The sequence below is a fragment of the Burkholderia orbicola genome (assembly GCF_900100915.1).
Classification (GTDB): Bacteria; Pseudomonadota; Gammaproteobacteria; order Burkholderiales; family Burkholderiaceae; genus Burkholderia; species Burkholderia orbicola.
Genome location: NZ_FNKW01000003.1, coordinates 994,332 through 1,020,752, shown reverse-complemented (window position 1 = coordinate 1,020,752; position 26,421 = coordinate 994,332). Strand labels below are relative to the sequence as shown.

Annotated in this window: 23 protein-coding genes; 9 read left to right on the top strand and 14 right to left on the bottom strand. The window is 67.2% G+C overall.

Annotation, left to right across the window (positions count from 1 at the left end; all coding sequences use genetic code 11):
- A complete protein-coding gene (locus BLS50_RS34490) occupies nt 1-4,143 on the bottom strand; it encodes a CheR family methyltransferase (RefSeq protein WP_074808491.1) in 4,143 nt (1,380 codons plus the stop codon).
- A gap of 528 nt (nt 4,144-4,671) precedes the next feature.
- Between BLS50_RS34490 and BLS50_RS34485 the strand changes: the two genes are divergently transcribed.
- Nucleotides 4,672-4,953 carry a hypothetical protein gene (locus BLS50_RS34485; protein ID WP_027809465.1) on the top strand — a complete coding sequence of 94 codons (282 nt, stop codon included), beginning with the start codon at nt 4,672-4,674 and terminating at the stop codon, nt 4,951-4,953.
- Nucleotides 4,954-5,094: 141 nt separating this feature from the next.
- Here the strand turns inward: BLS50_RS34485 and BLS50_RS34480 are convergent, their stop codons facing one another.
- Nucleotides 5,095-5,268, bottom strand: coding sequence for a manganese transporter (locus BLS50_RS34480; RefSeq protein ID WP_256334295.1), 174 nt, complete (start codon nt 5,266-5,268; stop codon nt 5,095-5,097).
- Between the two features lie 252 nt (nt 5,269-5,520).
- Between BLS50_RS34480 and BLS50_RS34475 the strand changes: the two genes are divergently transcribed.
- On the top strand, nt 5,521-6,426 hold the full coding sequence (locus BLS50_RS34475; protein ID WP_027811247.1) for a manganese catalase family protein: 906 nt from the start codon (nt 5,521-5,523) through the stop codon (nt 6,424-6,426).
- Between the two features lie 199 nt (nt 6,427-6,625).
- Here the strand turns inward: BLS50_RS34475 and BLS50_RS34470 are convergent, their stop codons facing one another.
- The 3 genes from BLS50_RS34470 to BLS50_RS34460 form a co-directional block, all read right to left on the bottom strand.
- On the bottom strand, nt 6,626-6,913 hold the full coding sequence (locus BLS50_RS34470; RefSeq protein WP_027809463.1) for a hypothetical protein: 288 nt from the start codon (nt 6,911-6,913) through the stop codon (nt 6,626-6,628).
- Between the two features lie 116 nt (nt 6,914-7,029).
- Nucleotides 7,030-8,652, bottom strand: coding sequence for a chaperonin GroEL (gene groL / locus BLS50_RS34465; protein ID WP_011545773.1), 1,623 nt, complete (start codon nt 8,650-8,652; stop codon nt 7,030-7,032).
- An 80-nt stretch (nt 8,653-8,732) separates the two neighbouring features.
- Nucleotides 8,733-9,050 carry a co-chaperone GroES gene (locus BLS50_RS34460; protein ID WP_006482399.1) on the bottom strand — a complete coding sequence of 106 codons (318 nt, stop codon included), beginning with the start codon at nt 9,048-9,050 and terminating at the stop codon, nt 8,733-8,735.
- A gap of 446 nt (nt 9,051-9,496) precedes the next feature.
- Between BLS50_RS34460 and BLS50_RS34455 the strand changes: the two genes are divergently transcribed.
- Both BLS50_RS34455 and BLS50_RS34450 read left to right on the top strand, forming a co-directional pair.
- Nucleotides 9,497-9,820 carry a hypothetical protein gene (locus BLS50_RS34455; protein WP_074808756.1) on the top strand — a complete coding sequence of 108 codons (324 nt, stop codon included), beginning with the start codon at nt 9,497-9,499 and terminating at the stop codon, nt 9,818-9,820.
- The gene (locus BLS50_RS34450) at nt 9,814-10,092 is read left to right on the top strand and encodes a hypothetical protein (protein ID WP_012337208.1); all 279 of its coding nucleotides are present in this window, start codon (nt 9,814-9,816) and stop codon (nt 10,090-10,092) included. The genes BLS50_RS34455 and BLS50_RS34450 overlap by 7 nt, the downstream gene beginning before the upstream one ends.
- A gap of 144 nt (nt 10,093-10,236) precedes the next feature.
- Here BLS50_RS34450 and BLS50_RS34445 read toward each other — a convergent pair whose 3' ends face one another.
- Both BLS50_RS34445 and BLS50_RS34440 read right to left on the bottom strand, forming a co-directional pair.
- Entirely contained in the window at nt 10,237-10,635 is a 399-nt protein-coding gene (locus tag BLS50_RS34445) for a GlcG/HbpS family heme-binding protein (RefSeq protein WP_011545776.1), read from the bottom strand.
- Nucleotides 10,628-11,404, bottom strand: coding sequence for an SDR family oxidoreductase (locus BLS50_RS34440; protein ID WP_027809461.1), 777 nt, complete (start codon nt 11,402-11,404; stop codon nt 10,628-10,630). Before BLS50_RS34440 ends, BLS50_RS34445 begins: the two co-directional genes overlap by 8 nt.
- A gap of 68 nt (nt 11,405-11,472) precedes the next feature.
- On the opposite strand from BLS50_RS34440, the gene BLS50_RS34435 reads away from it, so the two are divergent.
- The 5 genes from BLS50_RS34435 (at nt 11,473) to BLS50_RS34415 (ending at nt 17,193) form a co-directional block, all read left to right on the top strand.
- Nucleotides 11,473-12,405: a LysR family transcriptional regulator gene (locus BLS50_RS34435; protein ID WP_074808488.1), complete on the top strand. Its 933-nt coding sequence runs from the start codon at nt 11,473-11,475 to the stop codon at nt 12,403-12,405.
- Between the two features lie 207 nt (nt 12,406-12,612).
- Nucleotides 12,613-13,143: a peptide-methionine (R)-S-oxide reductase MsrB gene (gene msrB, locus BLS50_RS34430; RefSeq protein ID WP_074808481.1), complete on the top strand. Its 531-nt coding sequence runs from the start codon at nt 12,613-12,615 to the stop codon at nt 13,141-13,143.
- 35 nt (nt 13,144-13,178) lie between these two features.
- Nucleotides 13,179-15,038: a cytochrome c biogenesis protein DipZ gene (locus BLS50_RS34425; protein ID WP_074808479.1), complete on the top strand. Its 1,860-nt coding sequence runs from the start codon at nt 13,179-13,181 to the stop codon at nt 15,036-15,038.
- Nucleotides 15,039-15,098: 60 nt separating this feature from the next.
- Entirely contained in the window at nt 15,099-15,842 is a 744-nt protein-coding gene (gene msrA / locus BLS50_RS34420) for a peptide-methionine (S)-S-oxide reductase MsrA (RefSeq protein WP_027807586.1), read from the top strand.
- A 235-nt stretch (nt 15,843-16,077) separates the two neighbouring features.
- Entirely contained in the window at nt 16,078-17,193 is a 1,116-nt protein-coding gene (locus tag BLS50_RS34415) for an aromatic ring-hydroxylating oxygenase subunit alpha (protein WP_011545782.1), read from the top strand.
- A gap of 26 nt (nt 17,194-17,219) precedes the next feature.
- Here the strand turns inward: BLS50_RS34415 and BLS50_RS34410 are convergent, their stop codons facing one another.
- From BLS50_RS34410 to BLS50_RS34380, 7 genes are all read right to left on the bottom strand, one after another.
- Nucleotides 17,220-17,609 carry a cytidine deaminase gene (locus BLS50_RS34410; RefSeq protein WP_012337201.1) on the bottom strand — a complete coding sequence of 130 codons (390 nt, stop codon included), beginning with the start codon at nt 17,607-17,609 and terminating at the stop codon, nt 17,220-17,222.
- A 25-nt stretch (nt 17,610-17,634) separates the two neighbouring features.
- A complete protein-coding gene (gene deoA, locus BLS50_RS34405; RefSeq protein WP_074808478.1) occupies nt 17,635-18,951 on the bottom strand; it encodes a thymidine phosphorylase in 1,317 nt (438 codons plus the stop codon).
- 35 nt (nt 18,952-18,986) lie between these two features.
- Nucleotides 18,987-20,261 (bottom strand): NupC/NupG family nucleoside CNT transporter, encoded by a 1,275-nt coding sequence (locus BLS50_RS34400; protein WP_011545785.1) that lies wholly within the window; start codon nt 20,259-20,261, stop codon nt 18,987-18,989.
- 247 nt (nt 20,262-20,508) lie between these two features.
- The gene (gene hydA, locus BLS50_RS34395) at nt 20,509-21,966 is read right to left on the bottom strand and encodes a dihydropyrimidinase (protein ID WP_023476503.1); all 1,458 of its coding nucleotides are present in this window, start codon (nt 21,964-21,966) and stop codon (nt 20,509-20,511) included.
- A 69-nt stretch (nt 21,967-22,035) separates the two neighbouring features.
- Nucleotides 22,036-23,544: an NCS1 family nucleobase:cation symporter-1 gene (locus BLS50_RS34390; RefSeq protein WP_074808475.1), complete on the bottom strand. Its 1,509-nt coding sequence runs from the start codon at nt 23,542-23,544 to the stop codon at nt 22,036-22,038.
- Nucleotides 23,545-23,644: 100 nt separating this feature from the next.
- On the bottom strand, nt 23,645-24,958 hold the full coding sequence (gene preA / locus BLS50_RS34385; RefSeq protein ID WP_027811374.1) for an NAD-dependent dihydropyrimidine dehydrogenase subunit PreA: 1,314 nt from the start codon (nt 24,956-24,958) through the stop codon (nt 23,645-23,647).
- 55 nt (nt 24,959-25,013) lie between these two features.
- Nucleotides 25,014-26,351, bottom strand: coding sequence for an NAD(P)-dependent oxidoreductase (locus BLS50_RS34380; protein WP_074808472.1), 1,338 nt, complete (start codon nt 26,349-26,351; stop codon nt 25,014-25,016).
- Nucleotides 26,352-26,421: the final 70 nt, after the last annotated feature.

The window sequence follows — 26,421 nt, the reverse complement described above, 5'->3', positions numbered from 1 at the left end:
CTAATGTGCGTCGCCGAGCGCCGCGAGCAACATCCCGAAATCCAGCGGCTTGGACAGATGGGTGTCGAAACCGGCCTCCGCCGCGGCCCGGACATCGTCCTGGCGATTACGGCCCGTCAGCGCAACGGTCCGCAGCGTGGCCCAGCGGGGCTCGGCCTTGATGTGGCGAATCAACTCGTAACCATCCATGTCGGGCAGCCCGATGTCGGACACGACGGCGTCGACTGGCGTCTGCGGCAGCCGCTCCAGCGCCTCGGCCCCGCTCTTCGCGGTGGTGACCATTGCCCCCGCCAGTTCCAGCAGCGTCGTGAGCGACAGCGCCGTCTCCTGGTCGTCCTCGACCAGCAGCACGCGAAGGCCGGCGATACTCCCCTCCGCCGCGCCGTTGCCGGAAGACACGGCACGCTCGTCCGATGCGGCCGGCAACCATACCGTCATCGTGGTGCCGGCTCCCGGTCCATCGGACGCAGCGGCGATCCGGCCGCCATGCATTTCGACGAGCTGCCGAACCAGCGCCAGCCCGATGCCCAGACCGCCGCGGGTCCTGTCGCGCGGCGCCTGCCGGAACATGTCGAAGACATGCGGGAGCGTATCGCCGTCGATCCCCTGCCCGTCGTCGACGACGTCGACCCGCAGCATCCGCCCTTCATGCGCGAGACGCACGACGATCTCGCCATGCGATTGCGTGTACTTGAGCGCGTTGGACATCAGGTTCCAGAAGATCTGCTCGCATCGCACCGGATCGGCGAGCGCGATGGCCGGCTCCGTCGGCAACTCCGTTTTGAGGACCAGCCCGCGCGCGTGCACGTCACGCTCGCAGGTATCCGCGATGCTGCGCAACATCGCCGTCAGATCGACCCGGTTCAGTTCGAGCGCCAGCTTGCCGGTCTGGATGCGCGACAGATCGAGCAGGTCGTCGATGATCTGCGCCTGCGCACGCACGGCCTGCCGAATCGAGTCCGCGGCTTCGCGCACGGCGGGAATGTCGCGCGTTTCCGGCAGGCGCGGCAGCATTTCCGACTTGACGCCGATCAGGTTGAGCGGATGCCTCAGCTCGTGCGACAGCACGGCGATGAACTCGTCCTTCAGCTGGTTCGAACTGAGCGCCTGCTCGCGTGCCGCCTGCTCCCGCGCGAGCGCTTCGCGGTTCGCGTCGTCGCTCTGCTTGCGCAGCGTCATGTCGCGCACGATCTTCGCGAATCCGTTGAACGACGTATCGGAAATCGGCGTGACGACGCCGCTACAGAAAATCCGCCGCCCGTCCTTGGTCCGGTGCCAGCGTTCGTCGTCCGCGCGCCCTTCCCGGGTCGCGACTTCGCGCTCGCGCATCGGCACGAGCGCCTGTCGATCGTTGGGTTCGTAGATCAGCTCCACGTCCTGGCCGATCATCTCTTCTTCCGTATAGCCGAAGATGCGCTCCGCACCGGCGTTCCAGCTCACGATCGCGCCGTGGCCGTCCTGGATGATGATCGCGTAGTCCTTGGTGGACTGCGCGACCAGACGCAGGCGCTGCTCGCCCGCCCGCGCCGCCTCTTCCGCGTGATGGCGGTCGGTGATGTCGATCAGCGTGATCACCGCGCCGTCGATGTGGTCGTCCGCGGTGCGATAGGGCAGCAACCGCATCAGATACCACCGGCCGGCCTCGCTCTCGATCTCGCGCTCGATCAGCCGCAGCGACTGAAACGACTGCCTGACATCGTCGGCCAGCGTGGGATACCGCAGCGCGTGGGTGATATGAAACAGCGACCGGCCCAGGTCCGTATCGATCAGATTGAAAATCGCCGTGGCGTTGGGCGTAAACCGTTTGACCCGGATTTCCTTGTCGACGAACACGGTCGCGATCTCGCTCGACGCGATGATGTTGTGGAGGTCGTCGTTCGCCTTTGCGGTGTCTTCGATCCTCGCCTGCATTTCGGCGTTGGCCGTGGTCAATTCCTCGTTGACCGATTGCAGTTCCTCCTTGCTGCTTTCCAGTTCCTCGCTCGTGGAACGCAGCTCTTCGTTGATCGCCTGCAGCTCCTCGTTCGACGCCTTCAATTCCTCGACGGACGTTTCGTACTGCTCGATGATCGTCGCGAGCTGCTCGCGACTGTGCTGCAGTTCCTGTTCGAGCTGCGCCAGAACCGGGTCCTGCCCGCTCGTCTCGGCCTGATCCTCCTCGGTCATCCGGCCGGCCACCTCGTCGAACACGATGAGCAGGAATTCCGCGTTCGCGACCTTGTCGTGAAACGGCCTGACGGTCATGTTGATCCACGACACGCGGGTGTCGTGTGCCCACTTGACCCGGCGCGCCTCCACGCTCGTGCCCGTTTGCAGCGCACGGAAGATCGCGGTGCGCAGATCGAGGCGCAGATCCGGCAGCACCAGCGTCATGATGTTGCTGGACAGCTCGCCGCCGACATGCCTGAGGAACCGGCCGGCGTTGTCCGACAGATGCACGACGTTCGATTCCTTGTCGATGATGACGCTCGGCGGCGAATACGTTTCGAGCGCGCGCTGATGGAGTTCCGAATAGGAGAAATTGCGTTGTGCCGGGCTGGCCGGCACGCGCAGGGGGGGCTGCGGTATAGCACGCTCGTCGGATGCGCCGGCTTCGATCTGGAACAGCGGCGGAAAACCCGTGACCGGCTTCGCGCGATGCGTGACGACACGGGCGCGGTAGATCCGGCGCTTCTTGTCCACGACGGAAAACAGGTCGTCCGCCGCGTCGGCAGATTCCGCGGTGCCGAGAAACAGGTAGCCGTTCGGGCGCAACGCGAAATGGAACAGCTCCAGGATTTGCCGCTGCACCGCCCGCTCGAGATAGATCAGCACGTTGCGGCACGAGATCAGGTCGAGATGCGAGAACGGCGGATCGCGCAGCAGGCTGTGCGCGGCGAACAGGATGCGTTCGCGCACCGCCTTCGCGATCACATAGTGCGCGCCTTCCCGCGTGAAATACCGCTGCAGCAGCCCGGCGGGCACGTCGCTCGCAATCGACAGCGGATAGGAGCCGGTTCGCGCGCGGACGATCGCCGCTTCATCGATATCGGTCGCGAATACCTGGATGGCCTGGCTCGACATCGCGGCCTCGCGCGCCCGCGCCAGCAACAGCGAGATCGAGTACGCCTCTTCGCCGGTCGCACATCCGGCCACCCACACACGTACCTGCTCCTCGCCGGATTCCGCCGCGAACAACGAGCCGATCACTTCCCGTTCGAGGAAATCGAACGCCTCGCGATCGCGGAAGAACTGGGTCACCCCGATCAGCATGTCCGCCAGCAGCGCGTTCGCCTCGTCCGGCGCGGCCCGCAGGAAATCCCGGTACGCGAGGAGATCGCGCTGGCCGTTGACCTGCATGCGCCGCTCGATCCGCCGCAGCACCGTGGCCCGCTTGTATAGCCTGAAATCGTGGCCGGTGCGTACCCGCAGGTGCATCAGAATGTCGGAGAGTGCCCGTTCGGGATCGTTGGCCGTCGGGCGATCGACGCTGTGCAGCGATTGCGTGAATTCCAGGCTTTGCTGTTCGATGCGGCGCGCATTCGACCAGAGATCGAGCAGCCGTTGCGGCATGTCGGCCGCCGGCAGCACGATATCGACGCGCGCCATGGCAATCGCGTGCTGCGGCATCTCCGCATGCTCGGCGTCGTCCGGTGTCTGCGCGAGCGTGATGCCGCCCGCCTCCTTGATGCGGCTCAAGCCTGCCGCGCCGTCGGAGCCGGTGCCGGACATCACGATGCCGATCGCGCGCCAGTCGTGCGCGTCCGCCAGCGTCCGAAAGAAGTGGTCGATCGTGAACGGAGCGTCGTCGGACTGCTCCCGACTGCGGCAGCGAAGGCAACCGTCCAACATCTCGAGCTGCATGCCCGGTGCGATCACGTAGATGTGGTTTTTTTCGATCGGGACCGTGGACGTCACCTGATGCACCGGCATGCCCGTCGTGCGCTGCAGGACGGCGTCCATATGACTGACCTGCTCCGGCGCTAGATGGACGACGACGACGAACGCCATGTCCATGTTCGTCGGCGCGCTCTCGAAAAAGGTCTGCAACGCCATCGTACCGCCCGCCGACGCACCGATGCCCACGACCGGAAACGACAGATCGCTCTTCAACGTCGCGGGCGATGCAGGCCGCTCCTTGTGCGTAGGCGCTTGCCGTGCCATTGACTTCTCCTGATGGTGTTGTGGGACCTCGTGTACCGGACGCCGAGCGATACCGGGTCGTATCGCCCTCGTCCGGTCGTCCCACGATCCCGCTCGTGATACTTCCCCCTGTGCTTCCGTGCGCATTGTACGGCACCGGCAAGCGCGCGACTGCCCCTGACTGAAGGCTTGCAATCCTCGTGTGGTAAAGGGCCCGGGGCATGTGCGCGCGGGGGCGTCGAGATACCCCGCAAAGACCGCCGCGGCCGCACGTCGGGGTGTCACCGGAACGTCATTCGTGCCGACATACCATCCACCTCGGCTTGCGAAACGCGACGGGTTTCCTCGACTGCCAGCGGGAACGAATCGTGCTCCCGCTTCGGGCCGTCGAAACCAATTTATTTTCTTTGACGAATACCGTATTAACAGCGAATATTCGCGTCGATCAAGCGATTAGTACCGCTCAAAAACAAAACGAAACGATGCTCGCTCATGCAATCGGGGACGTTACGCTGCTTCGCCAACAGATACCGAATCGAAGGGGAAGAAATGACGCCGTTTTCCCAGGATGTGAGCATCAAGCAAACCGCCGCCGTCTCCAAGGCAGCCACGCCGTCGCCCGTTTTCTGGAAAGCGGGGCCGCTCGTCGAAACCGCTCCGCCCGAGCCGAAATCCACGACGCCGGACCTGCGCGATTTCTTCGCCGCCGCCGCGTTGCAAGGGTTGCTGTCGCGCGACGCCGGGCGCAACGTGTCGACGATCGCCGACTACGAATCGAAGCGCGCGGTCAGCGCCTATCGGCTTGCCGACGAAATGCTGAAAGCGCGATGAACCGACACACCGGCCGGCGCCGGTCGGGCCGCGCCGGCAACATGACCTTCATGCCGACGACGGCGGCAGTCGCGCCGAGCGCTCCCGGCGCGCCATGCGTGCGCTCGTGAAGGCGCCCATGACGTCACGCCGGCCGCAGCATCAAGCCAGCGCCAGCATCGATACCGGCAACACGACGGACAGCGCGACCTGGTCGATCACGCGCGCCCGTATCGAATCGCCGCCCATCCCGACGGCGACGAACGCAGGCGTCGTCGTGACGAGCCCGTGCGCCCAGGCCAGACTCCGGCACCCCATGAAGCCCCACCTGATCATCTGCCCGGCCATCGTGCCGACAAATGCAACCGCTTGAAAATCCGGCAGCGAGGGTTGCAGGTCACGCGATGCACGCTCGTACTGCAGCCGACGCCGCCCCTCCCGTGTGCCGCGTCCTTGCATCGGCGGCAGTCCGCTCCGTACGCGAGAAGCGCCTCGTTGCGAACCGGTCGCGCCTTCGTCATCCGCACGGGATCGATTCGTGCTGTTTCGCCACGGCGAATGTCGCGCAACCCTTTCCACGGAGATGCCATGTTCATCCACAACACACGGCTTCAGTACACGGTGCGCGTGGGCGCGCCGAATCCCGGCCTCGCCAACCTGCTACTCGAGCAGTTCGGCGGCCCGCAGGGCGAACTCGCCGCCGCGATGCGCTACTTCACGCAGGCGATCACCGAGGAAGACCCCGGCCGCAAGGACATGCTGCTCGACATCGCGACCGAGGAACTCAGCCACCTGGAGGTGATCGGCTCGATGGCCGCGATGCTCAACCGCGGCGCCAAAGGCGAACTCGCCGAAGCGGTCGACGAACAGGCCGAGCTGTACCGCAAGCTGCACGGCGCGGGCAACGACAGCCACGTGACACAGGTGTTGTACGGCGCGGGCGCGCCATTGACCAATTCGGGCGGCGTGCCGTGGTCGGCCGCGTACATCGACACGATCGGCGAACCGACCGCCGACCTGCGCTCGAACATCGCGGCCGAAGCGCGCGCGAAGATCATCTACGAGCGGCTGATCAACGTGTCCGACGATCCGGATATCCGCGACGCGCTCGGCTTCCTGATGACGCGCGAGGTGTCGCACCAGATGTCGTTCGAGAAGGCGCTGTATGCGATCACCGCGAACTTCCCGCCCGGCAAGCTGCCGCCGAAGACGCCGTACGATCACGTGTACTTCCGGATGCAGCCGGACGCGGCGCCGCTGGTCGGCCCGTGGAACCACGGCGGCGAACTCGAAATCCGTCCCGCCGAACCGGCGGTCGATGGCGGCACCGGTATTCCGGAAGGCATGCTCGACGCGCAGCAAGCGGATGCCATCGAAGCGATGGCGCAGCGACTCGCGTCCGACCCGAACAGCGACCCGGTGACGGGTGCCGAACTCGGCGCGGGTCCGCCGGCCCCGCAGGGGCGCAAGCTAGGCAAGCCGGACGGCGCCTGAACGCAAGCGCGACGACGGACGCCCGGGCGTGATCGCGGGCGTCGCTTCGATTTGATATGGATACCGAAATGGAAACAAGTTCCGTTGGGCGGGAGGGTTCTCGTCTATCGGCGTGCGACTTGGATGCCGACGCACCGTCCAAGCGGCAGGAGCCGCATGCCTGATGCATCGCCGACCGTGCGCGCGCGTTCGACCCGCATCAGGCGCCCGCTTCGCCCGGCCCGGCCTGGTCGGTCTGGTCGGCCATCAGGTACTGAATGACCAGCGTCGGATCGGCGATGTCGAGAATCAGGCGGCGCATCACACGCTTGCGCATATGGTCGTCATCCAGCGTCCACGGCCCCGCCGCGTCACCGAGGTAGCGGCCGATCGCGCCGCGATGGTCGCCGTCGGGCGGCAGGCCGAGCCGCGCGGCGAGCAGGCCGGCGATGACGTCGTCGAGTTCGACGTGCAGCGGCCTGGAATCGATCGAAAGTTCGAGCTTCATGGTCGGTCTCGCAAACATGAAAAAGCGGCGCGGCGCGTCCCCACTGTCGCGCGCGCCGACCAAAGCCGCTCCGGCCAGCGGCTGTTCGACGGTCGCAGGCAGGCCTGCGACGCCGGTCAGTAGCCGAGCTCGGGCGCGGGAGCCGACTCGGCGCTCTCCTCTTTCGGCGCCTGGGCGACGGTCGCATCGGTCGTCAGCACCAGGCTCGCGATCGACGCAGCGTTCTGCAGCGCAGTACGCGTGACCTTGGTCGGGTCGACCACGCCTGCGTCCACCAGATCGCCGTACTCGCCGGTCGCCGCGTTGTAGCCGAAGTTCCCTTTGCCTTCGAGCACCTTCGAGATCACGACCGACGGTTCGTCGCCGGCGTTGGCCGCGATGACACGCAATGGCGCCTCCAGCGCACGCAGCACGATCCGGATGCCGGCATCCTGGTCCGCATTCGCGCCCCGGATGTCCGACAGCGCCGCGCGCGCACGCAGCAGCGCGACGCCGCCGCCCGGCACGATGCCCTCCTCGACCGCCGCACGCGTCGCATGCAGCGCATCGTCGACGCGGTCCTTCTTCTCCTTCATTTCGACTTCGGTAACCGCGCCGACCTTGATCACCGCCACGCCGCCCGCGAGCTTCGCGACACGCTCCTGCAGCTTCTCGCGATCGTAGTCGCTCGTCGCTTCGTCGATCTGAACGCGAATCGACTTCACGCGCGCCTCGATGCGCGCCGCATCGCCCGCGCCGTCGATGATGATCGTGTCGTCCTTGCGCACCTCGACACGCTTCGCACTGCCAAGATCTTCCAGCGTGGCCTTGTCGAGCTGCTTGCCGGTTTCCTCCGAGATGACGGTCGCGCCGGTCAGGATCGCGAGATCCTCCAGCATGGCCTTGCGTCGGTCGCCGAAGCCCGGCGCCTTGACGGCGGCGACCTTCAGGATGCCGCGCATCGAATTCACGACGAGCGTCGCGAGCGCTTCGGCCTCGACGTCCTCGGCGACGATCAGCAGCGGCTTGCCGGCCTTGGACGCCGCTTCGAGAATCGGCAGCAGGTCGCGGACACTGGAGATCTTCTTGTCGTGCAGCAGAATCAGCGCGTCGTCGAGATAGGCCGCCTGCTTCGCCGGATCGTTGATGAAATACGGGCTCACGTAACCGCGATCGAACTGCATGCCTTCGACCACGTCGAGTTCGTTCTCGAGCGACTTGCCGTCCTCGACGGTGATCACGCCGTCCTTGCCGACCTTCTCCATCGCGTCGGCGATGATCTTGCCGATCGCCTCGTCCGAGTTCGCGGAAATCGCGCCGACCTGCGCGATTTCCTTGTGGGTCGAAATCGGCCGGGACAGCTTGCGCAGCTCGTCGAGCACCGCGCCGACGGCCTTGTCGATACCGCGCTTCAGATCCATCGGGTTCATGCCGGCCGCGACGTGCTTCATGCCTTCCTGCACGATCGCCTGCGCGAGCACGGTGGCGGTGGTGGTCCCGTCGCCAGCCACGTCGGCCGTCTTCGACGCGACCTGCTTGACGATCTGCGCGCCCATGTTCTCGAAGCGGTCCTTCAGCTCGATTTCCTTCGCGACCGACACGCCGTCCTTCGTGATCACCGGCGCGCCGAAGCCGCGCTCGATCACGACGTTGCGGCCTTTCGGGCCGAGCGTCACCTTCACCGCGTCGGCCAGCACGTTCACGCCCTTGACGATCTGCTGGCGCGCGCCATCGCGGAATTTCACGTCTTTTGCAGTCATTTTCTTGCTCCGGATACAGTCGTTGAACGGGATGCCGCGCGCAGCGGGCACACACCCGTGCGACGCGGTCGAATCGGCATTCAGGCCGCTTTCCTGGCGGCCGGCGATTCGGGTTCGAGCACGCCCATGACGTCCTCTTCGCGCATCACGAGCAGTTCCTCGCCGTTCACCTTCACGGTCTGGCCTGCATATTTGCCGAAGAGGACCTGGTCGCCGACCTGGAGCTGCAGCGGGCGCTGCGAGCCGTCCTGGAGCAGCCGGCCGCTGCCGACTGCAATCACTTCACCCTGCTCGGGCCGTTCGGCGGCCGAATCGGGAATCACGATGCCGGAGGCCGTCGTCCGCTGCTGTTCGATTCGCTTGACGATAACCCGGTCGTAGAGGGGACGAATCTGCATTTTCATCTCCTGAGCGATGAGATCACCTGGAAAAGGGAATCCGTCGGCGCATGCACGCGCAAGGGCTGCGCTGCGCCGGCGTGCCATCGATTGGCGAAAAGCGAAATAGTGGCGGGCAGGCACGCTTCAAGAGGGTGACGAACGCCCAATATGTAACAAAATGTTTCATCGCGAAATCGGCGTTCGCACGACCGGCGGTTGTGTCGAGAGGCTCTCCGTGACGAGCGGCAACACGGCCTCGACGGTCACTGCTGCGGGCCACGCAAATCGTCGCGCGACGGCGCTTGAAATCCGCGCTTCCCATCCTATTTTGGGTATCGCTCAAGCAGCCGCGGCTTACGCGCTGCGTGTTTCGATTTGTTTGTCAGCGAGGTCTCTCGCGGATCGACGAACTGGAGCGCGTGGTCCGGTTCGTCCTCCATGCGGGGTCCAACCGGGAGCGAATCATGAACCATCCTTTCTTTATCTTCGATCGGCTGCCGGAGGTCGGCCGCCGACCACGACGCGCCGCCCGCGTCGTCACGGGTCTGCCGACCGGCCTGCGGAAAGCGCGCAACGGCACGAGTCGCTTCGCGCCAATCGGCGCTCGCGTACGTGCCGAGCGCAAGCCATTCGCGTTGCGCGGCGCGCCCCAACCCGCTGCGATCGGCCGACCGAAGCTGCCGCGCCGTCGAGTCGCCGGGTTTGGACGCATGCTGCACCCTATTTCGTTGTTCCGCGTCATGCCTGCGGGCGGCGGCTCCATGCGCGACGGGAGGCAGCCATGCTGAGCCCGCACGAATTCGCGACGCTGATGCTGGTGTGCCAGGCGCCGGATCAGCTCGACATGAATCGCGCCGAACTCGATGCATTGCTCGAACGACAACTCGTCATGCTCGAACATGGCGCGCCCGGCCGCCGACGTGCTCATCTGACGAAGAAGGGTCGATCGATTCTCCATGCGCTCGGCGCCGACATCGCTTCCCACCGGCGTCACGGGTCGACGGCGGAGCGCGGCGGTCAGTATGAAGCGCCCGTCGCCCTATCGGACGAGGCCGGATGACGCGCTGCTCAGGCGGCCGACAGGCATGCATGGCCGCGCCCGAATGCGGTTCCGGTCAACACGTGCCGCTCGACCCGAGCGGCACGCGGTCCGGCAACCGGCCGCCCCCCGCGATACGTCGCGCGCAGCAAACCCGAGCCGCTGTCATGCAATCGCAGCCCGAGCAAGTACCGCATCTTGCTCGGGCGTACCGCCGGACACGCCGAGTGCGCCGATCAGCTGGCCATCGCCATTGAAAAGAGGCACGCCCCCTCCCATCAGCAACAGCCCGCCTGCATGGATGTGATCGAAGCGTGGATACGGCTGGCCTACCTGCAGCGGCACGTCGAGCGCTTCGCTCGGCATCCGGAACATCACCGACGTCCGGGCCTTTGCTATTGCCAGTTCATTCGACGCAAGCCATGCCCCGTCCATCCGCGAGAAAGCGACCAAATGCGCACCCGTATCGAGAATGGCAAACACGGCATCGAGTCCCGCGTCCCGCGCCGCGGCACGCCCCCGGGCCACAATCCGGTCCGCCCGCTCCAGCGTGAGCTCAGGCATTTTGCGTCCACTCCGTCTCTTGCCACTGCTTCGCCGCGTCAATCGTCGCAAACGGGCGCATGGTTCGATACAAATGCGTATCGGCCGGAATGATCTCGACCATGGCGTCGATCATCTCCTTGGGGTCGGCCTGGTTCGTCAGGCTGTCGCCAAAATCCGGCATCGGCACAACGGCGGAATCGGCGTCGTACCACTGCACGTAGCTCTCGGCGCCGGTGTCGTTGAATCCGGTGCCGAAAACGCCCGGATTCACGGTCGCGACCTTGACGCCAAAGGGTTCGAGTTCCGCTTTCATCGACCCGGCGATGGCCTCGATCGCATGCTTGGTCGCGCAGTAGGCACCGACAAACGGGACAACCAGAATGCCCCCCATCGACGAGGTCCATACGACTTTTCCGGACCTGCGCCCCACCATCTTCGGCACGATCGCCTGCACCAGTTGAAGATGGCCGAAAACGTTGATTTCGAAGGACTCCCGAACGCGTTGCATCGGGATGTCGACGATCGATCCGCCTTCCATGACGCCGGCGTTCAGCACTAGGACGTCGGGATCGAACGAGCCCGCGTGAGCGATGTCGATTGCGTCGAGCAGATTCAGCTTGATCACTTCCAGCACCACACCGGCCTCCGCTGCATCCGCACGCAGGCCGCGAACCTGCGGCCACGTCTCGGCCGTCGCGACGACTTGGTGGCCGAGGCGCGCAAGTTCGATTGCCGCACCCCGACCAAAGCCTGAACTGGCACCCGTGATCAATATCTTTCGAGACATCTGGCGCTCCTTGACTGAAGTAGTTGCGCCCAGTGTAGGGAGCCCCTAGTATCAAAACAAGATCACCAATGCTTGATGACACGATGAGAGTTACTCACCAATCAAGGAACGTCGATTTTTTCTCTTTCACCGTGTTCCTGGCGGTTGCAGCACGACGAAGCTTTCGCGGCGCAGCGACCGAACTCGAGATCACGCCGTCGGCGGTCAGTCATTCGGTGAAAGCGCTCGAGCGGCGTCTGGGCGTCCGGCTCCTGAATCGAACGACTCGCAGCACCTCGCTCACCGAGGCCGGCGAGCGTCTGGCAGCCAAACTCCGGCCAGCCGTTTCGATCATCGACGAAGCGATGCGCGAAGTCGACGATCTACGCTCGGCTCCCAGCGGAACCGTGCGCATCAACGCAAGCGAAGGCGCCATTCGCCTCATCCTGCGCCCCGTCCTGGCGCGCTTCCTGAAGTCGTATCCGGAAGTGCATCTCGACATCGTGAGCGACGGCCGCCTCACTGACATCGTTGCAGCGGGATTCGACGCGGGCATTCGACTGGCCGAGGCCGTGCCGCAGGACATGGTGGCCATTCCGCTCATGGGCAACGTTCGTTTCGCAGCAGTCGCGTCGCCCGCGTATTTCGCTGCACATGGACGCCCCGCTACGCCGCACGATCTTTATCGACACGACTGTATTCGCTTTCGCTTCGAGAGCGGTTCGATCTACCAGTGGGAATTCGAGCGGCGCGGTGTCAGCGAGACCATCGATGTCTCGGGTTCGCTTACCTTGACGGACCAACCGCTGATGGTCGACGCCGCCATGGACGGCATCGGCATCGCTTTCGTCCCCGACCACCTCGTCATCGAGCCCTTGCGTGACGGACGCCTCGAACGCGTTCTTGACGACTGGTGCGCCCCTTTTCCGGGGCTACGTCTTTACTATCCCGGCCATCGCCATGTTTCACAGGCGCTGCGTGCCCTGATTGCCTTTATCAAGAGCGAGCAGCCGCGCAGTTGAGTTTTTGCACCGCCGGCAGCGAGCCGTCGGGATCGGTCAACAGCGGCTCACCGGCAGCCGTGCCGGAGCGGGCCCAGTGGGATTTCAGCGAACCTGGCCGTACCCCGGCCAAACATCACGATTCATTTAACTTTCCGTGAGGACTTCGACACCGGCCGCCGCCTACGATGGGCGCATGTTTTCAGGACCTGCTTCCAGGAGCCCATCATGCCCACCCGCAGACATCTGCTGTTCGCCGGCGCCACCGGCCTCGCCGCGCTCGCGGCGCTGTCGTCCGCCGGCCGCCGCGCACTGGTCGGCCGCGCGTTCGCCGCGCCGCCGGCCGGCTCATCGAAGGCCGCCCCGTTCGAAATCACCCTCAGCGACGCCGAATGGCATCGCCGGCTCACGCCCGCCCAATACACGGTCCTGCGCGAAGCCGGCACCGAGCGGCCGTTCACCAGCCCGCTGAACGACGAGCACCGGCACGGCACGTTCGCGTGCGCCGGCTGCGACCTCGCGCTGTTCTCGTCGGCCACCAAGTTCGACAGCCATACGGGCTGGCCCAGCTTCTGGAAGCCGCTCGACCATGCGGTCGGCACCGACGCCGACGCGTCGTTCGGAATGGTCCGCACCGAAGTGCACTGCCGTCGCTGCGGCGGCCATCTCGGCCACGTGTTCGACGACGGCCCGGCGCCGACCGGCCTGCGCTACTGCATGAACGGCCTGGCGCTCGCCTTCCACCCGGCCGCCGCCTGATCCGGCCCCGCTCCCGACCGACTGGAGAACGCATCATGCTGCTCATCGTCCTTGCCTATCTCGGCGGCGTGCTCACGATCCTGAGCCCGTGCATCCTGCCCGTGCTGCCGTTCGTGTTCGCGCGCGCCGACCAGCCGTTCGTGCGCACCGGCCTGCCGCTGCTCGCCGGCATGGCGCTCACGTTCGCCGTCGTCGCGACGCTCGCCGCCGTCGGCGGCGGCTGGGTCGCGCAGGCCAACCAGGCCGGCCGCTGGATCGCGATCGTGCTGCTCGCGGTGTTCGGCCTGACGCTGCTGATGCCACGCTTCGCGGAACACCTGACGCGTCCGCTCGTGGCCGCCGGCAACCGGCTCACCGGGTTCGCGCAACGCGACGGCCGCGCGGCCGGCCCGGCGTCGTCGCTGCTGCTCGGCATCGCGACGGGCCTGCTGTGGGCGCCCTGCGCCGGCCCGATCCTCGGCCTCGTGCTGACCGGCGCCGCGCTGCGCGGCGCGAGCGTCGGCACGACGCTGCTGCTCGTCGCGTATGCGGCCGGCGCGGCGACGTCGCTCGGCGTCGCGCTCGTGATCGGCGGCAAGGTGTTCGCCGCGATGAAGCGTTCGCTCGGCGCCGGCGAATGGATCCGGCGCGGGATCGGCGCGGCGCTGCTGGCCGGCGTCGGCGCGATCGCACTCGGCCTCGACACGGGCGCCCTCGCGCAACTGTCGACCGTCACCACGGGCGGGCTCGAAACGAAGCTCGTCGACCGCCTCGGCGGGCGCTCGAACGGCGCGCCGGCGGCAACGGCCGCACCCGGTGCCACCGACAACGTGGCGGGCGGCGCGATGATGGCTGCCGCCGCGGATGGCAAGCAGGCCGGCGAAGGTGCGATGGCCGGCAGCGCGATGATGCGTGCGGTCGGCGCGACCCCGTCCGCGCTGCCCGTCGAAGGCACGCTGCCGTCGCTCGACGGCGCGGTGCAGTGGCTGAACTCGCCGCCGCTGACGGCGGCCGGGCTGCGCGGCAAGGTCGTGCTGGTCGATTTCTGGACGTATTCGTGCATTAACTGCCTGCGCACGCTGCCGTACACGACTGCCTGGGCACGCAAGTACGCGCCGTACGGGCTCGTCGTGATCGGCGTGCACGCGCCGGAATTCGCGTTCGAGCGCGACATCGGCAACGTGAAGAAAGCCGTGCACGATCTCGGCATCGACTACCCGGTCGCGATCGACAACGGCTATTCGATCTGGCGCGCGTTCAACAACGAATACTGGCCCGCGCACTACTTCATCGACGCACAGGGACGGGTCCGCCATCACCACTTCGGCGAAGGCGAATATGTGCAGTCCGAACGCGCGATCCAGTCGCTGCTCGCCGAAGCCGGTCATCCGGACGCGCTGAACGTGCCGCTCGGGCTCGCCGGCGCCCCCGCGAAGGGTGCGCTCGCGGCGGCCGACAGCGCGGACGTCCGTTCGCCCGAGACCTACGTCGGCTATGCCCGCGCGGAAAGCTTCGCGTCGCCGGGCGGCGTCGTGCGCGATGCGGCGCACCGCTACGACGCGCCGGCTCAGCCGGATCTCAACGGCTGGGGCCTCGCCGGCACGTGGAGCGTCGGCGCCGAACGCGCGGCACTCGCCGCGCCGGATGGCCGGATCGTCTACCGCTTCCATGCACGCGATCTGCATCTCGTGCTCGGTCCGGGCGCGAACGGCCGGCCCGTGCGCTTTCGCGTGACGCTCGACGGCACGGCGCCCGGCGCCGCGCATGGCGCCGACGTCGACGCGCAAGGCTACGGCACCGTCACCGGCCAGCGCCTGTACCAGCTCGTCCGCCAGCCCGGCGCGATCGCCGATCGCACGTTCGCGATCGAGTTCCTCGATCCGGGCGTCGATGCGTACGCCTTCACGTTCGGTTGATCGCACACGCCGCCGCGATCCGAGCACCGTCTTTTTCAACGCATTCCGAAGGAGCAAAACATGATCCCGATCCCGACCCGCGATGCCGCCGCCCGCCGGCGCGCGGTCATGCTGCGCCGCATCGGCGCCATCGCCGTCGCGGCGGCGGCCGTATTCGGCTACCAGCGCATCGTCAATTCCGCCGAGCCGATGCGCACCGTGCCTGCAGCGACGCTCGACGAAACGCCCGGCGCGTCGCACGACGAAACGGCCGTGCTCGCCGGCGGCTGCTTCTGGGGCGTACAGGGCGTATTCGAACACGTGAAGGGCGTGAAGCAGGTCACCGCCGGCTATGCGGGCGGCGCGTCCGAAACCGCGCACTACGCGCTCGTCGGCTCGGGGCTGACGGGGCACGCGGAATCGGTGCGGATCGTCTACGACCCGACGCAGATCACGTACGGCCGGCTGCTGCAGGTGTTCTTCTCGGTCGCGCACGACCCGACCCAACTGAACCGGCAAGGCCCCGACGAAGGCTCGCAGTACCGCTCCGCGATCTTCCCGACCACCGCGCAGCAACGCGCGGTCGCGACCGCGTACATCGCGCAGCTCGGCGCCGCGCATGCGTTTCCGGCGCCCGTGGTCACGCGCGTCGAGGCCTACAAGGGCTTCTATCCGGCCGAGGCCTATCACCAGAACTATCTCGAACTGCATCCCGATGCGCCGTACATCGCGTTCAACGACCTGCCGAAGGTCGCCGGACTGAAGCAGTACTTCCCGGCGCTGTACCGTACCGACCCGGTGCTGTGGCGCGAAGCGCGCTCGTGAGCCGCTGGTGACCGTCCGCTCGCCGCATGACGGCATACCACCCGCCGCACCACCGCGCCACGACCGTCACGCATCGGCGGGGGCCTCTTTGCGCCACATCAACGAATCGGCGGACGCGATGCCGGGGCAAACCCGCATCGCATCCGCCGGGGTCGGCAACTTCGCGTAGACTTCTCCTGATCCCCGCCGCATGATGCGGCACCCGGACCACCCGCCCAGCCAGGAGGCGTCACGCATGCGCGCAGTGCCTTTGCCTGACAGCAACACCCTCGAAGAACCGTCCACCGGCGCGGTCGTGCGCGACCTGCGCCGCGTGCCCATTCATCCGGATCACTGGTATCCGCTCGCGTGGTCGCGCGAGCTCAAGCGCGGCAAGACGCTCGGCGTGCGCTTCGCCGGCGATCCGATCGTGCTCGTGCGCACCGAATCGGGCGCCGTGTATGCGCTCGAAGATCGTTGCGCGCACCGCCAGGTGCCGCTGCACGCGGGCGTCGTGAGCGGCGAAACGCTGCGCTGCTGCTATCACGGCTGGACCTACGCGTGCGACAGCGGCCGTTGCGTCGACGTGCCCTACCTCGGCCGCGAGCGCTTGCCCAACGGCGTGCGCGCGTATCCGTGCCGCGAGGCGCACGGGCTGATCTTCGTGTTTCCGGGCGACGCCACGCTCGCCGAAACACGGCCGTTCCCCGCGCTCGAATCGGCGGACAACCCCGCGTACAAGACGCGCCGCTTCGGTCGCGAGGTCAAGTGCCACTACTCGTTCATGCACGAGAACCTGATGGACATGAACCATCAGTTCCTGCATCGCAAGCAGATGGGGCAGATGCGCGCGCGCTCGGTAGGCCGCCGCCGCGGCGACGACTGGGTCGAGGTCGACTACACGTTCGCGCGGATGGAAGGCAAGCAGCCGGTCGGCGAGGCGCTCGTGTTCGGCGCGAGCAAGAAGCCGGCCGACCAGTCCGACAAGAGCGTGATGACGGTGCGCACCGGCTACCCGTACCAGACGCTGCAGATTCGCTCGAGCGAAGGCACGCTCGTGATGGACCTGTGGATCGTCTACGTGCCGCTCGACGCCGAGCAGCGCACCAACCGCACGTTCGGGCTACTGTCGATCCACAAGCCCGGCATCCCGTTCGCACTCGATCTCGCATGGCCGCTGCTCGTGTGGTTCACCGAGCGGATCTTCCGCGAGGATCGCTGGATCGTCGAACGCGAACAGGAAGCGCACGACGCCCAAGGCGCCGACTGGAACCACGAGGTGTTTCCGGTCATCAACGAGCTGCGCGACCTGCTGCGCCAGTGCGGCGCGCGCACCGTGATCCCGATTCGCGACGTGCGCGACAGCGCGTAACGCGCGGCGCGCCGCGGCGCGCGCCGCTACAGCGTGAATGCGCCCGGCAGCAATGCGTGGGCCGTCGTGATCTCGACGGCCCCTTTCAGGTTCGTGAGGATCACTTCGATGTCGGGCTTGCCGATCTCGATGATCACCTGACGACATGCGCCGCACGGCGCGATCGGGCCGTCCGTGTCGCCCACCACCGCGAGCCGCGCGAAATCCCCGGGCCGATAGCCGGCGGCGATCGCCGCGAACAGCGCCGTGCGTTCCGCGCAATTGCACAGGCCGTACGACGCGTTCTCGACGTTGCAGCCGTGGAAGACCGTCCCGTCGCGCGCCAGCAGCGCCGCGCCGACCTTGAAGCGCGAATACGGCGCATACGCGCGTTCGCGCGCCGCCTTCGCCTGTTCGATCAGTTCGTCTCGTTCCATCGTGGTGAAGCCTCCGGGAGCGCGGTCAGTCGACGCGCTGGTAAAGGGTCGGCGGCGCTTCGCCGGTCTCGCCGAGCACGTAGCCGCGGCGGATCGCGTCCACCGCGTGCGCCGCGGCCGCTTCGTCGCGGGCGTGCACGAAACCCAGCGGCTCGCCGGCCTCGATGCGCTGCCCGATCTCGGCAAGCGCCGACAGGCCGACGCTGACGTCGATCGCGTCCTCGGCGCGCGTGCGGCCGCCGCCGAGCGCGACCACCGCGAGCCCGAGCGCGCGGCAATCGACCCGCTGCACCACGCCGCTCGCGGGCGCAGGAACCGGCACGATCACCGCCGCCCGCGCCAGATGCCGTGCGGGCGCGTCGAGCAGGTCGGCCGGGCCGCCGAGCGCGACGACCATGCGCGCGAAACGCTCGGCGGCCGCGCCCGAATCGAGCGCCTGCTGCAGCTTCTCGCGCGCATGGGCGGCATCGCGCGCCAGCCCGCCGGTGACGAGCAGCTCCGCCGACAGCGCCATCGTCACGTCGTGCAAACGTGCGGGACGCGATTTGCCCGTCAGGTACTCGATCGCGCACGCGACCTCGAGCGCATTGCCCGCGCACGGCGCGAGCGACTGGTTCATGTCGGTGAGGATCGCGGTCGTCTTCATGCCGGCGCCATTGCCGACGTCGACGATGCTGCGCGCCAGTTCCGCCGATTTCTCCGCGGTCGGCATGAACGCGCCGGAGCCGACCTTGACGTCCATCACGAGCCCGTCGAGCCCCGCCGCGAGCTTCTTCGACAGGATCGACGCGGTGATCATCGCGACCGATTCGACGGTCGCCGTCACGTCGCGGATCGCATAGATGCGCTTGTCGGCCGGCGCGAGCCGCGCGGTCTGGCCGATGATCGCGACGCCGACCTCGCGCACCGTGCGGCGAAACGCATCCGTATCGGGCATCACGTCGTAACCGGGAATCGCGCTCAACTTGTCGAGCGTGCCGCCGGTATGGCCGAGCCCGCGCCCCGAGATCATCGGCACGTAGCCGCCGCACGCCGCCACCATTGGCCCGAGCATCAGCGACACGACATCGCCGACGCCGCCCGTCGAATGCTTGTCGATCACCGGCCCGCCGAGATCGAGCGCGCGCCAGTCGAGCACGTCGCCCGAATCGCGCTGCGCGAGCGTCAGCGCGATGCGCTCGTCGGTGCTCAGGTCGTTGAAATACACGGCCATCGCGAACGCGGCCACCTGGCCCTCGGTCACGCTGCCGTCGGTCACGCCGCGCACGAACGCGGCCATGCCGTCGCGATCGAGCGGCTGCCCGTCGCGCTTCCTGCGAATGAATTCCTGCGGTAGAAACATCGTTGCCTCGCTTCGATCGGAGTCGACTGCACGGTTCAATGCAGCGAAAAGAACAGGCCGGCAATCGCCGCGCTCATCAGGTTCGACAGCGTCGCGGCCGTCAGCGCGCGCAAGCCGAGCCGCGCGACGTCCGAGCGGCGCTCGGGCGCGACCGCGCTGAAGCCGCCCGCGAGAATCGCGATCGACGAGAAGTTCGCGAAGCCGCACAGCGCGAACGACACGATCGCGAGCGTCTTCGGGTCGAGCACCTGCAGGCCGGCCGCCGCCGCGTGCGCGCCGCCCTTCAGATACGGCGACAGGTCGCCGTACGCGACGAATTCGTTGAAGATCAGTTTCTCGCCGATGAAGTTGCCGGCCAGCGTCGCATCGTGCCACGGCACGCCGATGATCCACGCGAGCGGCGCGAACAGGTGGCCGATGATACCGACCAGCGTCACCTGCGGAAAGCCCGCGAACGCGGCCGCGCCGCCCACGATCAGGTTCATCAGCGCGATGAGCCCGACGAACGCGATCAGCATCGCGCCGACGTTGATCGCGATGCGCAGGCCGACCGATGCACCGGAGGCGGCCGCCTCGATCACGTTGGCGGCGCGCTTGTCGTCGAAATCGAGGCCGTCGACCACCACGCGGCTCGGCTCGACGGTCGGAAACAGCAGCTTGCCGAACAGCAGCCCGCCCGGCACCGCCATGAACGACGCGGCGAGCAGGTACTCCATCTTCACGCCGAGGCCGGCATAGCCGACCAGCACCGAGCCCGCGACCGACGCCATCCCGCTCGCCATCACCGTGAAGATCTCGGCGCTCGTCATGTTGCGCACGAACGGCTTCACGAGCGCGGGCATCTCGCTCTGCCCGAGGAAGATCGTCGCGACGGCCGAGCATGCCTCGATGCGGCTCACGCCGAGCACCTTCGCCAACCCCGCGCCGAGGATCGCGACGATCCACTTCATCACGCCGATGTAGTACAGCACCGAGATCAGCGCGGTGACGAAGATGATCATCGGCAGCACGCGCAGGCCGAACACGAACCCGCCGTCGCCGAACAACTGGAACATGCGCGCGTCGACCAGCCCGCCGAACACGAACGCGATGCCGTGATTGCCCATGTCGAGCACGCGGTTGACGCCGTTCGCGGCCCCGGCCAGCGCCGCGCGGCCCGACGGCACGAACAGGACGAGCGCACCGATCGCGAACTGCGTGAGCAGCGCGGCGATCATGGTCCGCGCGCTGACCGCACGACGGTTGTTCGACAGCAGATACGCGACCAGCAACAGAAACAGCATGCCGAGGAGACTGCGCAGAATATCCACCTTGTGCTCCTTTCTCACTATTTGAACTGTCCGGCGGGCGGCCCGTGCCCGCGACCCGTGCGATCGGGTTGGTGGATGTTACTCGCTCGATATGCGCGCCGGCAACGTCGCCAAAATCGCCGCGGTCAATGGTATCGATCGTTTCTTTTTTCGTCCTCGCCGATTTGATCAGTTGTTCTATCTACGCAGCCAAAACCGACGCGGGGCGTGCCGTCAGAACGGACACGCCCCGCGCGACACGCATCGTTCAGCCCGCGCGCTCGACCGGATGCGGCTCGCGCAGCCGGTTCGCGATCCGCGCGGCCTCGTAGTAGCCCGCGCCCGGCGGGCGCTTCAGGTAGCGGCCCGCGCCGCGCACCGCGCGCAATTCGCCGTCGGCCCATGCGAGCGCGCCGCGCGTGAGCGTGTGCGTCGCGACGCCCTGCACCGTCATCCCCTCGAACACGTTGAAGTCGACCTGCTGGTGATGGGTCTTCACCGAGATCGTCTTCGTCGCGGCCGGGTCCCACACGACAAGGTCGGCATCGGCGCCGACCTGCACGGCGCCCTTGCGCGGATACAGGTTGAAGATCTGCGCGGCATTGGTCGACGTGATCCGCACGAACTCGTTCGGCGTGATGCGGCCGTGATTCACGCCGTGATGCCACAGCACCGACATGCGATCCTCGACACCGCCGCAGCCGTTCGGGATCTTCGTGAAATCCTCGCGGCCCATCGCCTTCTGCGACGCGCAGAATACGCAGTGATCGGTCGCCGTCGTATGCAGCTGGCCCGACTGCAGCCCACGCCACAGCGCCTCGCGATGCTCGGCCGAGCGGAACGGCGGGCTCATCACGTGAGCCGCCGCGCGCGTCCAGTCCGGGTCGCGATAGACGGCCTCGTCGATCACCAGGTGGCCCGGCAGCACTTCGCCGAACACACGCAGCCCTTCGCTGCGCGCGCGGGTGATCACGTCCACCGCGTCCTTCGCCGACACGTGCACGATATACACGGGCACACCGAGCACCTGCGCGATGCGGATCGCGCGGTTCGCCGCCTCGCCTTCCACCTCCGGCGGCCGCGACAGCGGATGCGCCTCCGGCCCCGTGATCCCGCGCGCGAGCAGCGCCTTTTGCAGCTGGAACACGAGCTCACCGTTTTCCGCGTGCACGGTCGGCAGCGCGCCGAGTTCGAGCGAACGCGTGAAGCTGTTCACGAGCACCTCGTCGTCGGCCATGATCGCGTTCTTGTACGCCATGAAGTGCTTGAAGCTCGACACGCCATGCTCGCGCACGAGCGTGCCCATGTCGCGGTGCACGCTGTCGTCCCACCACGTCACGGCCACGTGGAAACCGTAATCGGAAGCCGCCTTCTCGGCCCAGCCGCGCCATTCGCGGAACGCCTCCATCAGCGGCTGCTTTGGGCTCGGAATCACGAAATCGATGATGCTCGTCGTGCCGCCCGACAGCCCGGCCGCGGTGCCCGAGTAGAAATCGTCGCTCGCGGTGGTGCCCATGAACGGCAGTTCCATGTGCGTGTGCGGGTCGATGCCGCCCGGCATCACGTACTGGTCGTGCGCGTCGACGACGGTTGCGCCGGCCGGCGCGTCGATCTGCTCCGCAATCTGCAGGATCGTGCCGCCGTCCTGCGGGTCCGCGCAGAGCACGTCCGCACGATAGGAACGGTCCGCATCGACCACGGTGCCGCCACGAATCAGGATTGCCATTTCGTTGCCTCCTCGTTGACTGTCGGGTGCCGCATGCCGCGCGCGAGCCGCATCCGGCCCGCGCGTGCGTCATGCGCTCGCGATCTGCGCGCGCTGTCCGGCGCGCCACTTCATCCAGGTGCCGTACACGCCGGACGCCAGCACGAGGCCGACGAACCATGCGTACGTGTAAAGCGTGTTGAAGAACGCCGGCACGTTCGGGAACGACGCCGGAAACGCCGTATGCAGGAAGCCCGGCAGGTTCGGCAGCACGCCGACCGCGAGCGCGACCAGTGCGGCCGGATTCCAGCCCCGCGCGTAGCTGAAATCGCCGCGCTCGTCGAACAGTGCGCGCGTGTCGAGCTGCGTGCCGCGAATCAGGAAATAGTCGACCATCAGGATGCCCGCGACCGGCCCGAGCAGCGCCGAATAACCGACGAGCCAGGTGAAGATGTAGCCGTCCGTCGTCGCGAGGATCTTCCACGGCATCATCACGATCGCGATCGTCGCGGTGATCATCCCGCCCACGCGGTACGAGATCGCTTTCGGCCACAGGCTCGAAAAATCGTATGCAGGCCCGACCAGGTTCGCCGCGAGGTTGCAGCACATCGTGTCGAGCGTGAGAATCACGAGCGCGATGCCCACGCCGATGCCCGTCATCCGGCTCGTCAGGTCGATCGGATCCCAGATCGCGTTGCCGTAGATCACGACGGTCGCCGACGTCACGACGACCGACACCACCGACAGCAGCGCCATCGGCAGCGGCAGCCCGATCGACTGCCCGATCATCTGGTCGCGCTGCGAATGCGCGAAACGCGTGAAATCGGGAATGTTCAGCGCGAGCGTCGCCCAGAAGCCGACCATCGCGGTCAGGCCCGGCCAGAAGGTCGCCCAGAACAGCCCGGCCTTCTTGCCGCCCGCCGCGAACTGCGACGGCGCCGACAGCATCGAGCCGACGCCACCGGCCTTCGACGTCGCCCACCACACGAGCGCCACACACATCACGACCTTGATCGGCGCGGACCAGCTTTCGAGCCAGCGGATCGAATCGGTGCCGTGCCAGATGAAATACAGCTGCAGCGCCCAGAACACGAGGAAGCACGCGAGTTGCCCGAACGAGATGCCGATGACGGGCAGCGCCGCGCCGTGCAGCGCGTTGCCGGTCAGGATGTTCAGCAGCGTGTAGATCGCGCTGCCGCCGAGCCAGGTCTGGATGCCGTACCAGCCGCAGGCGACGATCGCACGCAGCAGCGCGGGCAGCTTCGCGCCCTGCGTGCCGAACGACGCGCGCACGAGCACCGCATACGGAATCCCGTGCTTCGCGCCTGCATGGCCGATCAGCAGCATCGGCACGAGCACGATCAGGTTGCCGAGCAGCACCGTCGTCACCGCCTGCCACGGCGACATGCCTTCCTGGATCAAGCCGGCCGCGAGCATGTACGACGCGATGTTCATCACCATCCCGACCCACAGCGCCGCGAAGTGGTACCACTTCCACGTGCGCTGCGCCGGCGTCGTCGGCGCGAGGTCGTCGTTGTACAGGCTGCCGCCGTGCGCCGCGGCGCTGTCGGGATCGGCGGGATTCGCTGCGTGATTCATCGAACACACTCCACGAAAACGTCAGCGCCGGCATCGTGCGATGCCGGCCCGGGGAAACGAAAAGCGGCGGCGCGGTCCATGCCGCGCCGCCGGACCTCGGTCAGGCCGCCTTCGCGTGCTTCTCGGGCGCCGCCGCCGGGCCACTCGCACCGGCCTCCGCGCTCGCCGGATTGTTCGGATGCGTGGTCCAGTTCGCGTAGTCGCCCGAATCGACGCGCTCCATCGTGATGCATTGCTCGACCGGACACACATGCATGCAAAGATTGCACCCGACGCATTCCGAATCGACCACTTCGAAGTGCCGCACGCCGTCCTTCGTCGCCGTAATCGCCTGGTGCGACGTGTCCTCGCATGCGATATGGCACAGCCCGCACTGGATGCAGCGATCCTGGTCGATGCGCGCCTTGATGTCGTACTTCAGGTTCAGATATTTCCAGTCGGTCACGTTCGGCACCGCGCGGCCGCGAATGTCATCGAGCGTCGCGTAGCCCTTCTCGTCCATCCAGTTCGACAGGCCATCGGCGAGATCCGACACGATCCGGAATCCGTAATGCATCGCGGCGGTGCACACCTGCACGCTGCCGGCGCCGAGCACCATGAACTCGGCCGCATCACGCCACGACGAGATGCCGCCGATGCCCGAGATCGGCAGGTTCGGCGTTTCCGGGTCGCGTGCGATCTCCGCGACCATGTTCAGCGCGATCGGCTTGACCGCCGGCCCGCAATAGCCGCCGTGCGTGCCCTTGCCGTCGACGGTCGGCATCGGTGCCATCTGGTCGAGATCGACCGCGACGATCGAGTTGATCGTGTTGATCAGCGACACGCCGTCCGCGCCGCCCTTGTACGCGGCGCGCGAGCCCATCCGGATATCGCTGATGTTCGGCGTGAGCTTCACGAGGCACGGCAGCTTCGTGCCTTCCTTCACCCAGCGCGTGACCATCTCGACGTATTCGGGCACCTGCCCGACCGCCGCGCCCATCCCGCGCTCGCTCATTCCGTGCGGGCAGCCGAAGTTAAGCTCGACCGCGTCGGCCCCGGTGTCCTCGACGAGCGGCAGGATCCATTTCCAGTCGCGCTCGTTGCACGGCACCATCAGCGACACGATCAGCGCGCGGTCCGGCCAGTCGCGCTTCACCTGCGCGATCTCTCTCAGGTTCACGTCGAGCGGACGGTCGGTGATCAGCTCGATGTTGTTCAGCCCCGCGATGCGCTGGCCGTTCCACTGCACGGCGCCGTAACGCGAACTGACGTTCACGACGTGCGGATCGAGCCCGAGCGTCTTCCAGACGACACCGCCCCAGCCCGCCTCGAAGGCGCGATTGACGTTGTAGGCCTTGTCGGTGGGCGGCGCGGACGCCAGCCAGAAGGGGTTCGGCGAAGTGATGCCTGCGATGGTGCAGCGAAGGTCGGCCATGTTCGGCTCCGTGAGAATGGGGTCGTGTTCGGTGTACCGGCGGTGCGTCGCGCGTTCAGGCCGCCTTCGCGTCGCGCGCCGCGAGCGTCGCGTCGATCGACGCGGCCGCGCGCTTGCCGTCCTGCACGGCCTGCACCGTGAGGTCGACGCCGTCCGTCGCCGCGCAGTCGCCACCGGCCCATACGTCCGGCAGCGCCGTGCGCCCGTCCGCATCCACCGCGATCCGTGTGCCGTCCGCGGTCAGCAGCGCGGCTTCGACACCGTCCGGCACCAGCGTCTGGCCGATCGCCTTCAGCACCATGTCCGCGTCGACGGTGAAGCGCTCGCCCGATGCGCCCTCGAATTCGACGCCTGTCACCTGCCCGTCCGTGCCCGCGATGCGCACCGGCTTCGCGTGCGTGACGAGCGTGACGCCGCTCTTCTGCGCGAACTCGCGCTCGGCCCACGTCGCGCTCATTGCCTCCACGCCGCGCCGGTACACCATCGTCACGCGCTCGGCGCCGAGCTTGCGACTCTGCACCGCCGCATCGATCGCCGTATTGCCGCCGCCGATCACGACCACGCGCCGCCCGACCGGCACGTTCGCGAGCGTGTCGGCCTGCCGCACCTGCTCGATGAAATCGACCGCGTTCATCACGCCGCCCAGTTGCTCGCCGTCGATCGCGAGCGCACGCACGCCGCCGAGGCCCATCGCAAGGAATACCGCGTCGTGCTGCTCGCGCAAGGCGTCGAGCGTCACGTCGCGCCCGAGCGCCATACCCGTTTCCAGCGTGATGCCGCCCACCGACAAGAGCCACTCGACTTCACGCTGCGCGAAATCGTCGACGGTCTTGTACGCGGCGATCCCGTATTCGTTGAGGCCGCCCGCCTTCGGACGCGCGTCGAACAACGTGACGCGGTGCCCGGCGAGTGCGAGCCGGTGCGCACACGCGAGCCCGGCCGGTCCCGCGCCGACCACCGCCACATGGCGGCCCGTCTCGGGCGCGCGCCGGAACTGCACCGCACCGGTCTGCATCGCCCAGTCGGTCGCGTGCCGCTGCAGCGCGCCGATCGCGACGGGCTGCGCATCCTGATGGTTGCGCACGCACGCGCCTTCACACAGGATCTCGGTCGGGCACACGCGTGCGCACATCCCGCCGAGCGGATTCGCGGACAGGATGTCGGTCGCCGCGCCTTTCAGGTTGCCGTTGCCGATCTTGCGGATGAAGCTCGGGATGTCGATCTGCGTCGGGCACGCATGCACGCACGGCGCGTCGTAGCAGTAATGACAGCGGCTTGCGCCGGCCGCCGCGGCAGTCGGATCGAGCAGCGGCGCGATATCGGCGAATTCGCACGAGAGTTGCGTGGACGACAGGCGATGCGCGGCGATATCGCCGGTTGGCTGGGTGGTCATACGCGTTCCTTCGACTGGGTGGAGACAAAGCCGTCCCCGCCGGCTGCGGATGCACAGTCTGGGCGGTCAT

Bases quoted from the DNA above. Each gene is read 5' to 3' on its own strand.
- BLS50_RS34490 (WP_074808491.1), bottom strand. From the start codon at position 4,143: ATGGCACGGCAAGCGCCTACGCACAAGGAGCGGCCTGCATCGCCCGCG.
- BLS50_RS34485 (WP_027809465.1), top strand. From the start codon at position 4,672: ATGACGCCGTTTTCCCAGGATGTGAGCATCAAGCAAACCGCCGCCGTC.
- BLS50_RS34480 (WP_256334295.1), bottom strand. From the start codon at position 5,268: ATGATCAGGTGGGGCTTCATGGGGTGCCGGAGTCTGGCCTGGGCGCAC.
- BLS50_RS34475 (WP_027811247.1), top strand. From the start codon at position 5,521: ATGTTCATCCACAACACACGGCTTCAGTACACGGTGCGCGTGGGCGCG.
- BLS50_RS34470 (WP_027809463.1), bottom strand. From the start codon at position 6,913: ATGAAGCTCGAACTTTCGATCGATTCCAGGCCGCTGCACGTCGAACTC.
- groL (WP_011545773.1), bottom strand. From the start codon at position 8,652: ATGACTGCAAAAGACGTGAAATTCCGCGATGGCGCGCGCCAGCAGATC.
- BLS50_RS34460 (WP_006482399.1), bottom strand. From the start codon at position 9,050: ATGCAGATTCGTCCCCTCTACGACCGGGTTATCGTCAAGCGAATCGAA.
- BLS50_RS34455 (WP_074808756.1), top strand. From the start codon at position 9,497: ATGAACCATCCTTTCTTTATCTTCGATCGGCTGCCGGAGGTCGGCCGC.
- BLS50_RS34450 (WP_012337208.1), top strand. From the start codon at position 9,814: ATGCTGAGCCCGCACGAATTCGCGACGCTGATGCTGGTGTGCCAGGCG.
- BLS50_RS34445 (WP_011545776.1), bottom strand. From the start codon at position 10,635: ATGCCTGAGCTCACGCTGGAGCGGGCGGACCGGATTGTGGCCCGGGGG.
- BLS50_RS34440 (WP_027809461.1), bottom strand. From the start codon at position 11,404: ATGTCTCGAAAGATATTGATCACGGGTGCCAGTTCAGGCTTTGGTCGG.
- BLS50_RS34435 (WP_074808488.1), top strand. From the start codon at position 11,473: ATGCTTGATGACACGATGAGAGTTACTCACCAATCAAGGAACGTCGAT.
- msrB (WP_074808481.1), top strand. From the start codon at position 12,613: ATGCCCACCCGCAGACATCTGCTGTTCGCCGGCGCCACCGGCCTCGCC.
- BLS50_RS34425 (WP_074808479.1), top strand. From the start codon at position 13,179: ATGCTGCTCATCGTCCTTGCCTATCTCGGCGGCGTGCTCACGATCCTG.
- msrA (WP_027807586.1), top strand. From the start codon at position 15,099: ATGATCCCGATCCCGACCCGCGATGCCGCCGCCCGCCGGCGCGCGGTC.
- BLS50_RS34415 (WP_011545782.1), top strand. From the start codon at position 16,078: ATGCGCGCAGTGCCTTTGCCTGACAGCAACACCCTCGAAGAACCGTCC.
- BLS50_RS34410 (WP_012337201.1), bottom strand. From the start codon at position 17,609: ATGGAACGAGACGAACTGATCGAACAGGCGAAGGCGGCGCGCGAACGC.
- deoA (WP_074808478.1), bottom strand. From the start codon at position 18,951: ATGTTTCTACCGCAGGAATTCATTCGCAGGAAGCGCGACGGGCAGCCG.
- hydA (WP_023476503.1), bottom strand. From the start codon at position 21,966: ATGGCAATCCTGATTCGTGGCGGCACCGTGGTCGATGCGGACCGTTCC.
- BLS50_RS34390 (WP_074808475.1), bottom strand. From the start codon at position 23,544: ATGAATCACGCAGCGAATCCCGCCGATCCCGACAGCGCCGCGGCGCAC.
- preA (WP_027811374.1), bottom strand. From the start codon at position 24,958: ATGGCCGACCTTCGCTGCACCATCGCAGGCATCACTTCGCCGAACCCC.
- BLS50_RS34380 (WP_074808472.1), bottom strand. From the start codon at position 26,351: ATGACCACCCAGCCAACCGGCGATATCGCCGCGCATCGCCTGTCGTCC.